Raw genomic sequence first — 14,464 nt, forward strand, 5'->3', positions numbered from 1 at the left:
TAACAATGAGAACTCGGAATGGGAATTACCGGGGCTGGCAGTCTCACCGGTCTATCAAGCTTTTGATATTGTCAAGTTTGATCTTGAACTGGGCCTGGCAGAGGAGGAGGGAAGGATTATTGGGGCGCTGAGTTATGCCGCCGCCCTGTTTGATTCGGCAACAATGGAACGACAGGTGGGATATCTGCATGCGGTGTTGCAAGCGATGGTGGTTAACCCTCAACAGCCGATCAGAGAAATTGATATTCTGGCCCCGGCGGAGCGCAAGCTATTGCTGGAAACCTGGAACGCGACGAGAACCGCCTATCCTGAGGCGTTATGCATTCATCAATTGTTTGAACAACAGGTGGAGCAAACCCCGGAGGCCACGGCGCTGGTGTATCAGGAGCAAACCCTCAGTTATGCCGAATTAAATGCCCGCGCTAACCGGTTGGCCCATCAGCTTATCGCATTGGGTGTCGTACCTGACCAGCCGGTGGCGATTTGTGTGTCACGTTCACCGGTGATGGTGGTGGCGCTGTTGGCGGTGTTGAAAGCCGGTGGCGCCTATGTGCCGCTGGACCCAACTTATCCGCTAGAGCGTTTGGCGTATATCCTGAATGATACTACTCCGTCAGTGGTATTGGCTGATGCGGCTGGACGGGCAGCCTTGGGTGATCAGGCGTTGAGCGAGCTGACGGTACTTGACCCGAATACCTTGCCAGATCAGTCGGATCGCAACCCGCCGGTAGCTGCGTTGACGCCGCAGCACCTGATTTACATCATCTATACCTCCGGCTCAACTGGGCAGCCGAAAGGGGTGATGGTAGAACATCAGGCGGTGTATCAGCGTCATTTGGGTTTTAATGAGTCTTATGCGGTTACGGCACAAGATCGGATGTTGCAATTTGCTTCTTTTGCATTTGACGTTTCAGTGGAAGAGTGTTTCTCGACATTATGCAACGGAGCTACGCTGGTTATGCGTGATGATAGTTGGCTGACGTCGATGTCGGAGTTTATTGCCTTAGCCTGGCAGCACTGTATCACAGTGCTGTCTTTACCGGCGTTATTTTGGTCCGAACTGGTTGCCAGAGACGATAATGTATTACCGCTGCCGGATTGTCTCCGGCTTATTATCATTGGCGGTGAGGCGGTCAAAAAGAGCGCCATTCAAGACTGGTTTGTGCGAGAACTCCACCGACCCCGACTATTGAACGCTTATGGTCCGACGGAAAATACCGTAACAGCGACTTGTAAGGAGATTTTATCTCCAACCGATGATTGTTCTATCGGTCGGCCGCTTAAAAATACCTGTGTCTACCTGTTGGACAAATACGGTCAGTTAGTCCCGTTAGGCGGCGTTGGCGAAATGTATATTGGCGGCGTGGGTGTGGCGCGGGGTTATCTTAACCAGCCGGAACTGAGCGCGGAACGTTTTATACCGGACCCTTTTAGTTCGGTATCTGGCGCGCGGATGTATGTTACTGGGGATTTGGCCCGTTATTTGCCGGATGGCAGCCTGGAATTCCTGGGGCGTAACGACCATCAGGTTAAAATTCGCGGCTTCCGGATTGAGCTGGGAGAAATTGAAACCCGGTTGGAGGAACACCCGGCGGTGCAAGAGGCGGCAGTGTTGGTGTGGGAGGATGAGCAGAGCAAACGGCTGGTCGCCTATGTGGCGGCAGAAGCGAATGAAGGGTTGGCAGTCCGTTTGCGTGAACATTTGAGTGCCGTTTTGCCTGATTATATGGTACCGGCGGCTTTTGTGCGGCTGGATACTTTACCGCAGACCCCGAATGGCAAGTTGGATCGCCGGGCGTTGCCGGCGCCGGGGGAGGAGGCGTTTGCCCGTCAGATCTATGAAGCCCCGCAAGGGAAGATAGAAACGATGTTGGCGGCTGTCTGGTGTGAGTTACTGGGTGTTGAGCAGATTAGCCGGCATGATAGCTTCTTTGCGCTGGGTGGTCATTCGCTGCTTGCTGTGCGCATGATTGAACGATTGCGACGTATCGGTCTGAGTATATCGGTAAAAACGTTATTCCAGCATCCAACACTCTGTATTTTGGCACAGTCTCTGGTTCAGCATAATGAAATTCAGGTGCCTGACAACGGTATTACACCAGATACTACAGTGCTGACGCCGGCGATGTTGCCGCTGATTGATTTAACCCAGGCTGACATTGACCACATTGTCGGGCAGGTGCCGGGCGGAATCGCCAATATTCAGGATATCTATGCGCTGTCGCCGTTGCAGGATGGCATTTTGTTCCACCATCTGTTGGCAAATGAAGGTGATCCGTATCTGTTGACGGGGCAGATGGCTTTTGCTGACCGAGCGCTGTTGGATCGTTATCTGGCAGCGGTTCAACAGATCATTGATCGGCACGATATTCTACGTACCGCGTTTCTCTGGCAGGGATTGTCAGTCCCGGCGCAAGTGGTCTGGCGTCAGGCCCCATTGTCGGTGACGGAACTGACATTAAATCCGGCTGACGGCCCGGTCAGCGAGCAGTTAACCCAGCGTTTTGATCCGCGTCATCATCGTCTCGACCTGAGCGAAGCACCGTTGTTGCGTTTTGTCATCGCTCAGGAAACCGATGGTCGTTGGTTGTTGCTGGAATTGCATCATCACTTGATCGGCGATCATGAAACGATGGAGGTGATGCACCGCGAAGTGCAGGCGTACCTGACAGGCCAGGAGGATAATCTGCCTGCGCCGACACCGTTCCGCAATCTGGTGGCTCAGGTCCGGTTGGGAGTGAGTCAGGAAGAGCACACGCGCTTCTTTACTGACATGTTAGCGGGGGTAGATGAGCCGACTCTGCCGTTTGGTTTGACGGAAGTGCGTCGTGATGGTTCGCAAGTGGCGGAAGTTCACCGGATGTTGCCAGCCGGATTAAATGACCGTTTGCGTCATCAGGCGAGACATCTGGGCGTCAGTCTGGCGGCCTTGTGTCATCTGGCTTGGGCGCAGGTGTTGGCGCGTACCAGTGGTCAGAAGAATGTCGTGTTTGGTACGGTGCTGTTTGGGCGTATGCAGGCAGGGGAAGGGGCAGATAATAGCATGGGGCTGTTTATTAATACCTTGCCGTTGCGGCTGGATATTGATGAAACCCCAGTACGGAGCAGCGTGCAGGCCGCCCATGCTCGACTAGCCGGACTATTAGAACATGAGCACGCGTCGCTAGCGCTGGCCCAGCGTTGCAGCGGTGTGCAAGGTGAAATTCCTCTCTTTAATAGCTTGCTGAACTATCGGCATAACACCTTGCTGGCAGCGTCGGATGACATCATCAGCGGTATTGAATTTATTGGTGGGCAGGAGCGGACTAACTATCCATTAATGCTATCAGTGGAGGATTTTGGCGAATCCTTGGGGCTGACGGCTCAGGTCGTGCAACCGTTTGATCCTGAAAGTCTATGCGGTTATATGCAGCGAGCGCTGGAAAGTCTGGTGGATGCCCTTGAGCGAGTGCCGGACATGCCTGTTAGGGCATTGGAAATCTTGCCGAAAGCGGAACGTACGCTGTTGCTCGAAACTTGGAACGCGACGGAAAGCGTTTATCCTGAGATGTTATGTGTTCACCAGTTGTTTGAACAACAGGTGGAGCAAACCCCTGACGCGACAGCGTTAGTGTATCAAGAACAAATCCTCAGTTATGCCGAATTAAATGCCCGCGCCAACCGTCTGGCCCATCAACTTATCGCACTGGGCGTCGCACCTGACCAACGGGTAGCGATTTGTGTGGCGCGTTTACCGGCAATGGTAGTGGGATTGCTGGCGGTGATGAAAGCGGGCGGAGCCTATGTGCCGCTAGACCCGGCTTATCCTGGCGGGCGTCTGACACATGTCCTGCATGATGCTGCCCCAATGGTGGTGTTGGCAGATGAAGCTGGCAGGGCTGTACTGGGTGAGGAAGTGCTGACCAAACTGACAGTACTGAACCCGAATACTCTGCCTGATCAGCCGGACAATAATCCACGGGTGCCTGCGCTGACTTCCCGGCATCTGGCCTATGTGATTTACACCTCCGGCTCCACGGGGGTGCCCAAAGGGGTGATGATTGAGCACCGCAATGCGGTTAACTTCCTGTACTGGGCGCAGCGGGCCTTTGAGACGGAAGAGATCCACGAGGTGCTTTTCTCGACGTCGATGAGTTTCGACCTGTCCATTTTCGAATGTTTTATGCCGTTGTCTCGTGGCGCGGCGATTCATCTGGTAGAGGGTGCCTTGTCATTGATGCAGCATGCCCTGCCGGTGACTTTGATCAACTCAGTCCCGTCAGCAATGAAACCGTTATTGCAGGCTCAGGCGCTGATGGCGTCGGTTCATACTGTCAATCTGGCGGGGGAACCGCTCAAAGGCGCCTTAATTGAACAGATTTTCGCAGAAACACAAATACAGCGGTTGTGTAATCTCTATGGACCTTCTGAAACGACGACCTATTCTGCCTGGTTGCCAATACAGCGAGGCGACCGGATTATTGAAAGTATCGGCCGTCCGATAGCCAACACCCGTCTTTATTTACTGGACGAGTATAGTCAACCGGTGCCGTTGGGCGTAGTGGGGGAAATTTATATCGGTGGGGCGGGAGTGGCGCGTGGCTACCTCAATCGTCCAGACTTGACGACGGAACGTTTCCTGATTGATCCATTTAGTGATATGCCGGATGCCCGTATGTACCGCACCGGGGATTTAGCCCGTTATTTGTCGGATGGTAATCTGGAATTCCTTGGCCGTAACGACCAGCAGGTTAAAATCCGCGGCTTCCGTATTGAACCGGGGGAAATTGAATCCCGGTTGGTGGAACACCCGGCGGTGAGTGAATCTGTGGTATTGGCGCAAGGGGAAGGGCAGGAAAAACGGCTGGTGGCTTATGTGGTAGCGGAAGCCGATGAGGGGTTGATTAACCGTTTACGCGAACATCTGAGCGTTCAGTTGCCTGACTACATGGTGCCGTCGGCCTTTGTGCGGCTGGATGCGTTTCCGTTAACGCCGAACGGTAAATTGGATCGTCAAGCGTTACCGGCGCCAGACAATGAAGCCGTTGCCCGTCAGATTTACGAAGCGCCACAGGGAGAAACGGAAATGGCTCTGGCGGCGATTTGGCGTGAAGTCTTAGGTGTTGAACAGATCAGCCGGTATGACAATTTCTTTGCTCTGGGCGGCCATTCGTTGCTGGCGGTGCGGGTGATGAACCGGGTAGCGGCTTTGGGTATCGAACTGCCGCTAACGACCTTGTTTAAGTCTCCTTCGTTAAGGGCGTTTGCTGAGGTTATGAAGGCCCGGCCCGGTCAACCGGATAATATCTTGCCGATATCCCGTGATGGGGCGTTACCGTTGTCATTTGCTCAACAGCGCCTGTGGTTCCTGGCACAGCTTGAGGGCGTCAGTGAAACTTATCATATCCCGATGGCTCTGCGTTTAAGTGGACAATTGGATGTCATGGCTTGGCAAAAAGCGCTGGATACCTTATTTGACCGCCATGAAGCGTTACGTTCGGTTTTTGTCTCTGTAGATGGTCAGCCACAAGTACATCTGTTGGAGCCGGATAGCGGCTTACTATTATCTCAATATGACCTGCGCGGGATACCGGATGCTGATGTTGTTCTTGAGAGTTTGAGCGTAGAGGAAGCCCATGCGTCATTTGACCTTGAAAGCGGCCCGCTTATTCGCGCGGCGCTCATCCGTATCACCGATGACGAATATCAATTTTTGCTGACCCTGCATCACATAATTTCCGATGGCTGGTCTGCCAATGTGCTGATACAGGAGCTGAACACACTCTATACGGCGTTTATGGATGGGCAATCCGATCCATTGCCGCCATTGGCGATTCAATACCCGGATTACGCCGCCTGGCAACGTCAGTGGTTATCGGCTGAACGTATTCAGGTTCAGTCAGACTATTGGCGGACAATGTTGGCTGATGCGCCAGTCTTGCTAGATTTGCCGACAGATCGGCCTCGACCGCCGGAGCAGTCGTTTGTTGGGCAGTCCGTGCCGATTAACCTGGATGCGGCGTTAACGACCACCCTTAAGCGCCTGAGTGAACAGCACGGCGTCACCTTATTTATGACGCTGTTGTCAGCCTGGGCGGTGGTTCTATCGCGCTTGTCAGGTCAGGAAGATGTGGTGATTGGCACCCCGAGTGCGGGTCGCAATCGTCAGGAAGTAGAGCCGTTGATTGGTTTCTTTGTCAATACGTTAGCGTTGCGCATGGATTTATCGGGTGAACTGACGGTGACGGAATTACTGGCGCGAGTTCGGCAAACCGCATTGGCGGCACAGGAGCATCAGGATTTACCGTTTGAACAGGTGGTGGAAATTGTGCAACCGCCGCGCCGACTGGCGCATACCCCATTGTTCCAGGTAATGTTTGTCTGGCAGAACAATGAGAACACGGAGTGGGGATTACCGGGTCTGGCGGTGTCGCCGGTCAATCAAGCCGTTGATGTTGTCAAGTTTGATCTTGAACTGAGCTTGTCAGAGGAGGAGGGCAGGATTGTTGGGGAGTTGAATTTTGCCGCCGCCCTGTTTGATCCATCGACAATGGAGCGGCAGGTAGGATATCTGTATGCAGTATTGCAAGCGATGGTGGCTGACTCTCAACAGCCGGTCGGAGAAATTGATATCTTGTCCCCGGCGGAGCGTAGGTTGTTGTTGGAAACTTGGAACGCCACGGAAACCGCCTATCCTGAGAAGTTATGTATCCATCAGTTGTTTGAGCAACAGGTGGAGAAAACGCCTGATGCGATAGCATTAGTGTATGAAGAGCAAACCCTCAGTTATGCCGAATTAAATAGCCGTGCTAACCGGCTGGCTCGTCAACTGATCGAACAAGGAGTTTGTCCCGGTGATCATATTGCGCTCCTGCTAGCGCGTTCGATGGAACTGGTAGTGGCTCAATTGGCGATTCTTAAAGCCGGCGCCGTTTACGTGCCGATAGATCCCAGTGTGCCGGATGAGCGGAAAAACTGGCTGATCAGTGATTGTTCAGCCAAGTTGTTGCTTACCGATATGCGGACGGGTATTCCGGCTAACTTGACTGTGCCGCTGCTTCGTCTCGCGGATGAAATAGATACGGGCTGCGAAGAAGATCGCTTTAACCTTGACTTACCGCGTTCCAGCGCCGAATTAGCGTATATCATGTACACCTCCGGTTCTACCGGGATGCCTAAAGGCGTCTTGGTGCCGCATCGTGCGGTGGTCCGGCTGGTTATCAATAATGGCTATGCTGAAATCGTGCCGGATGATCGGGTAGCCTTTGCCGCCAATCCGGCTTTCGATGCCAGCACCTTTGAAGTTTGGGCGCCGTTGCTCAATGGCGGCGCGTTAGTGGTTATCGATCATGCCACTTTGTTGACGCCGCAGGCATTTGTACAAGATCTACAAATTCAACGAATCACGGTTCTGTGGTTGAGCGTCGGATTGTTTAACCAGTTAGCGACGGAGCTGTCTCCGGTTCTTCCACAGATAAAGCTGCTGATTGTCGGCGGAGATGCCCTTGATCCCCATGTTATCGGCCAGGTACTGAACACCAGTCCGCCACAACAGCTATTAAATGGCTATGGACCGAGTGAAGGCACCACTTTTACGGCAACATACCGTATCACTGCATTAGCGTCGGGAGCCGCTCGCGTTCCTATCGGTCGACCGGTAGCCAACACGCGGGTTTATCTGTTGGACGCGTATGGTCAGCCGGCGCCGTTAGGCGTGGTCGGTGAGATTTATATCGGGGGAGATGGCGTGGCCTGTGGCTATCTTAATCGGCCAGAATTGACCGCTGAACGTTTCCTTATTGATCCATTCAGTGATAACCCAGATGCCCGCCTGTACCGCACCGGGGATTTAGCCCGCTATCTACCGGATGGCAATCTGGAATTCCTGGGCCGCAATGATCAGCAGGTTAAAATCCGCGGTTTCCGCATTGAGCCAGAGGAAATTGAGGCCCGGTTAGCAGAGTACCCAACGGTGCGTGAGGCGGCGGTATTGGTACGAGGTGAAGGGCAGGAGAAACGGCTGGTGGCCTATGTGGCGGCGGAAGCCCGTGACGGACTGGCGAGTATCTTGCGTGCCCATCTAAGCGCCATTTTGCCTGACTATATGGTGCCGTCGGCCTTTGTACGACTGGATGCGTTTCCGCTAACGCCGAACGGTAAATTGGATCATCAAGCGTTGCCGGAACCGGACAATGACGCCTTTGTCCACCAAGTTTACGCCGCTCCTCAGGGAGAAACAGAAATAGCGTTGGCGGCTATCTGGCGTGAATTACTGGGGATTGAGCAGGTCAGCCGGTACGACAGCTTTTTTGCCTTGGGTGGTCATTCGCTGCTTGCGATACGGATGGTTGAACGCCTGCGTCACCTAGGATTGACGCTGACGGCGCGTGATCTGTTCCAATCGCCGGTGCTGTCAGACTTGGCGAAAACATTGGGACAGCATCAGGCTGTGATAGTGCCGCCTAACGTCATCACTTCGGCAACTACGGCCCTGACGCCGGCGATGTTGCCGCTGATTGATTTGACTCAGGCTGACATTGACCGCATCGTCAGACAGGTGCCGGGCGGAGTAAGCAACATTCAGGATATCTATGCCCTGTCGCCGTTGCAGGACGGTATTTTGTTCCACCACTTACTGGCAAACGAAGGGGACCCTTATTTGTTAGCCGGTCAGATGGTCTTTGCTGATCGGACTCTACTGGACCGTTATCTGGCAGCGGTACAACAAGTTGTTGATCGCCACGATATTTTGCGTACCGCCTTTATCTGGCAAGAGTTGTCTGTGCCGGCTCAGGTCGTCTGGCGTCAGGCGCCTTTATCGGTTACTGAATTGACGCTAGACCCGGCGGATGGGCCGATTTGTGATCAGCTGATTCAACGTTTTAATCCCCGTCATTATCGTCTTGAGTTGGATCAAGCGCCATTGTTGCGGTTTGTGGTGGCGCAGGAGAGTGATGGTCGTTGGGTGGTACTGCAATTGCTGCATCATCTGATTGGCGACCATACCACGCTGGATGTGATGAACAGTGAGGTTCAGGCGTATCTTACCGAACGGGAGGAGAGTCTGACTTCCCCAGTCTCTTTCCGTAATTTAGTGGCTGAGGCCCGGTTGGGAATGAGTCAGGAGGAACATACCCGCTTCTTTACTGAAATGTTGGCGGAAGTGGACGAACCCACGCTGCCATTCGGATTGACGGAGGTGCATCGTGATGGTTCACAGGTAACGGAATCCCACTGGATGCTGGCGCCTGAACTGAATGACCGTCTGCGTGGTCAGGCCCGGCGTTTGGGGGTCAGTCTGGCGGCCTTGTGCCATCTGGCTTGGGCACAGGTGTTGTCGCGTACCAGCGATCAGGAGCAAGTGGTGTTCGGTACCGTGCTGTTTGGGCGGATGCAGGCAGGTGAAGGCGCCGACAATGGCATGGGGCTGTTTATCAATACCTTGCCGCTGCGGCTGGACATCGATGATACGCCGGTACGGGAGAGTGTGCTGGCCGCCCATACCCGACTGGCCGGATTACTGGCGCATGAACATGCGTCACTGGCGTTGGCCCAGCGTTGCAGTGGTGTGCGGGGAGAGATTCCCCTCTTTAGCAGCTTGCTGAACTATCGACACAATGCATTTTCGACAACGTTGGATGAACTTGTAAACGGCATTGAATTCCTTGATATGCAGGAGCGAACCAATTATCCATTAGTGCTGTCGGTGGAGGATTTTGGCGAATCCTTGGGGTTAACCGTCCAAGTTGCTCAGCCGTTTGAACCGGAACGAGTATGCAGTTATATGCAGCAGGCACTGGAGAGTCTGGCGAAAGCATTGGAACAGACCCCGGAAACACCGGTACGGACATTGAATATTCTGCCGGAAGCGGAGCGTACACTGTTGTTGAAAAACTGGAACGCGACGGAAACCGCGTATCCTGAGGCATTGTGTATTCATCAATTGTTTGAACAACAAGTGGAGCAAACCCCGGATGCGATAGCATTGGTGTATGAAGATCAAACCCTCAGTTATGCGGAATTAAATGCCCGTGCTAACCGGCTGGCCCATCAACTTATTGCTCTGGGCGTCGAGCCGGACCAACGGGTAGCGATTTGCGTGTCACGTTCACCGGCAATGGTGGTGGGAATATTGGCAATACTGAAAGCCGGTGGCGCCTATGTGCCGTTGGACCCGGTTTATACTGGGGAGCGTTTGGCACATATTCTGACTGATGCCGCTCCGATTATTTTGCTGGCGGATAAAGTCGGGCGTGCTGCGTTGGGTGAGAAGGCACTGGCAGAATGCACCGTACTTGACCCAAATGCATTGTTCAACCAGCGGGATGACAACCCGCAGATACTGGCACTCACTTCACGACATCTGGCGTATGTCATTTATACCTCGGGTTCGACAGGAACACCGAAAGGCGTGATGCTGGAACATCGTGGTGTCTGCAACTACCTGCTATGGGCGCGGAGTGATTACCTCACTGAAAGGCAATTCGATAGTATCGTTTCGTCATCGATAGCCTTTGATGCCACGGTCACGAGTCTTTACCTGCCTTTATTCTGTGGCGGCAAGATCCATTTGCTCCGTGACGGGCAGGAGCTGGTTGAATTGCTTCCCGCGTTGTTATCAATGGAATCGGGTGCTTTGGTTAAAATTACTCCCGGTCATCTTTCGGCAATGGGGCAGAAATTGAAAACCGAAGGACGAAAATGTCCTGCTCACTGCTTTATCGTGGGTGGAGAGGCACTGCCCGGTTCCATTATTGCACTTTGGCGAACATTATCGCCTGGATCACGCATCATCAACGAGTACGGCCCAACCGAAACCGTCGTGGGTTGTACCGTGTTTGATGTCAATCACCCGAGCTGTTTTGCTGATAACGTACCGATTGGCCGCCCAATATCCAATACCCAAATTTATATTCTTGATGCCCACGGGGAACCTGTCCCAATGGGTGTCACGGGTGAACTTTACATTGGGGGAGTCGCTGTCGCTCGTGGCTACCTGAATCGGCCGGAATTGACCGCTGAACGTTTCCTGGTTGATCCATTTAGTGATCGACCGGATGCCCGTATGTACCGTACCGGGGATTTAGCCCGCTACCTGCCGGATGGCAACCTGGAATTCCTGGGCCGCAACGACCAGCAGGTTAAAGTCCGTGGTTTCCGCATTGAACCGGGGGAAATTGAAACACGTCTGATAGAGCATCCGGGGGTGCGTGAGGCGACGGTGTTGGCGCTGGGGGATGGGCAGGACAAACGGCTGGTTGCTTATGTCGTGGTACCAGCGGATGAGGGGCTGACCAATAACCTGCGTACCCACTTGAGTGTCACTTTACCTGACTATATGGTGCCGTCAGCTTTTGTGCGTCTGGATGCTTTTCCGCTAACGCCGAACGGTAAATTGGACCGTCGGGCCTTGCCGGCTCCCGACAATGAGGCGTTTGCCCGTCAGAGTTATGAAGCGCCGCAAGGGGAAACGGAAATCGCATTGGCGGCTATCTGGCGTGAGTTGCTGGGGGTTGAACAAATAAGTCGGCATGACAACTTCTTCACGTTGGGCGGCCATTCACTGCTTGCCATGCGAATGATAAATCTTGCCGCCGGTCGGGGTTTGGTTTGCACATTGAATGCTGTGTTCCAATTCCCAGTGCTGACTGAACTGGCTGCGAAAATTACCTCAGATCTGTTGTCTCAGCCGCAAAACAGCGCCATATCGGTACGACTTGATGGGACAGGGTTGCCACTGTTCTTTGTGCCCAGTGGCATGGGTGATTACTCCTATGTCTTCGGGCTGGCTCGACATATTCCATCGGACCACCCGATTTATGCGCTGCCTTGGCCGTCTATTAATGAAAAACCGATGGCGACAATGGAGCGGCAGGCGGCGAGAATGATCACCTTGATAAAGGCTGTTCAACCGGAAGGACCTTATCGGCTATGTGGTTACTCTTCTGGTGGAATATTGGCTTATGCTATTGCTCAGCAGCTTTTGAATGCGGATGAAGTGGTCAATTTCCTGGGATTGATTGATGTGCCTGCGCCTCATTATTTAGGGGAACAGATCATACAACCTAAATATCGGTTCTTTATTGAACTGGCTCGACAGACAGGGGAGGAGTACGCGGAAGAGATTGCGGCGTTATACCGGCGAATCGATGAGTTGAATTTTGTGCAGTTTATTGAAGCGGCACAAGAATTGGCGTTATATCCTGCAAATCTGCATGCTGATGTGATCGCAAAACGTTGGGAGCAGATCGAACATTACGCGCAAATAGTTGCGAACTATGAGCCGCCAGCATTAGCAATAACGCTGCATCAGTTCTATGCGGTAGAGCCTTCTCCCGCTATTTCTTTTATGGAGGATGAAACACCGGAGTCAGTGAACATGGAACCGTCATTGGGTTGGGCGCAGATAATAGCTGATACCTCGCTTGAGCTGATTGCGATACCGGGTAACCATTTTAGTTTATTGGAGGATGATGAGAATAAAACTGTTTTAGCTCAGGCTTTGAATAGGGCGTTGGAAATCAGTTGTGATGAGGAGACATCGTAATACAGATATAGTCAGGCGTTTTAAATAACTTAACCTTGATATGATAATCCGGTATATGTTTTTTATACCGGATTATTTTTTTACTTATTCTTTTTCCCAAGTTAACAGAGCTTTTCACTGATAGCTTTATGACGGGCAGGTTTTAAACGGTTATTAAAAACCCTTGTTTTAACCTCCGATTTTAATCGTTATCAGGTTTTAACCGCTGTTTTTATCACTTTTATTATCTGATTTTTATTCAGTTTAATCATCATGGCATATCGTATTTTACATTTAATAAACATTAATCGTACCCGCTTTTTATCTTTGCTGAGGTTGTTTACGCTCAATCCTGAGCGATTTCTATAGGTTATCTTTTCGCATAAATTATGCCTGTAAATGGCCTGATGGTATTAAAGATACCTCCTTATGTTTTTTCGGATAATCAACGCGCTGTTTAGAAGTTAAATCCTGCCACATTAACCGTTTTACCCTTTTTTATTGCGTTATGTTTATAACCTGCTGAATAAAATAACAGGGAGAAAACACGTTAATATCAACATGCCGAATAACATTATTTTACCTGCTGATTTCTTTTCAACTCTCTGTTAATAGTTATACCAGCGATTCACCGTCCTTATAAAAAAGGTCTCTATTGCGTTAAACCCATATTTTCCTTTTAGATAAATCTTTAATCTCGCTGTATACTCACTTTTAAATCATTATAGCAGGGAATAAATCTCTTTATTCACGCTGTACTTTTTAAAAAGCGGGCATTAATGGGAGAGCTACTTTTTAAATCCCCAGATGAATTAATAAGCGATAAAAAACGCTTGCATTCACTAATAACTGGAAATACAAGTAAAAAGAGAAAGTTAATCACGTTAAAAAAAATGGCATCGGTAAAACAACCATCATTCCTGGGTTTTTCCTATTTTTTAAAGCAAAAATGCATCTAATAGATGGTTTTGATTAAGCAGTTTTTATCAACCTAATGTTCTTTCGTTTCCTGATACGTAGTTAACTTCCCCGTTTCCATTAAACTGATGTTTAAGTTTTCTCTTTTCCCTGTATTTAATTCTTCAACTTTAAAACCCGAGCAGATAACCGGGATGATAATAATATTTAAACTCAATGCCTGATGATTTCATCATGTTTAATAATGCTAATCTAATCAATCTAAAGGTTTATCAATTTTCTTTAATGATTGTCTCTGTTTTTCGTAAACCCCTTACAGCCCATGTAAAACCGCTTACTTAAGCACATTAGCTTAATTCGGTTAATCCGGTTAAATATTTTCACTCTTATTATTGGATTAATGCGGTCACTGTGTTAATCAATTCAAGACTGGTTTTTCCGAATGTTTTCTTTGCCAATATCAATATAGCAGCGAATTTTCTACCTATTTTTAAAAAGCCTTAATCACCTATTTTTACCGTTAATGATTAAATTTTCAGCTGTTTTTTCATAACACACTGACTACTTTTTCCCGAGGTTAAAACGACACTGACAAACCCTAAACGCCTTTTTAATAACGGTTTTATCATATGCGGATAAAGCGTATCTCATCTTGCCTGAATGAGTGAAAACTTCTGACACGCTTTGCTTTCAAATCACATAAAAAACGACAAAGCACATGATTTAATCTGAGTGAATCTTAACGTTACGAAGTCAATAAAAAGCGCTAAAACGAAATGTTAAAGACAGTAAAACAGCGTTAAAACCCCGCCGGATTGTAGCAAAATGCGATAAAAAAGAGTTTAATGGCCATGAAAACGGTCAGTACACCTTTTTTCGTTTTATGATTAATGAAAACTCCACCGTGATAATCGAAGCGTTAAAAGTAAATACAGCCTAATACGGTATCCGTTGCTTTCGTTTAATAAAATTCGGATGTTGGGTGAACGTAGCGGGTTAAAGGATTTGCGATTTATGTCACATTTATTAAGTTAATCAAAT

General features: G+C 50.4%; 1 protein-coding gene (cut by a window edge). It reads left to right on the plus strand.

The annotated features are described in order from the left end of the window. Positions 1 to 12,526, plus strand: the 3' portion of a protein-coding gene (locus tag BA1DRAFT_RS02525; protein WP_036775858.1) for a non-ribosomal peptide synthase/polyketide synthase. 23,870 nt of this gene lie to the left of the window's left edge; the window shows 12,526 of its 36,396 coding nt (coding positions 23,871-36,396); its start codon lies off the left edge, out of view; it ends in the stop codon at positions 12,524 to 12,526. Positions 12,527 to 14,464 lie beyond the last annotated feature (1,938 nt).

Source organism: Photorhabdus aegyptia (assembly GCF_000612035.1).
GTDB classification, from domain to species: Bacteria; Pseudomonadota; Gammaproteobacteria; order Enterobacterales; family Enterobacteriaceae; genus Photorhabdus; species Photorhabdus akhurstii.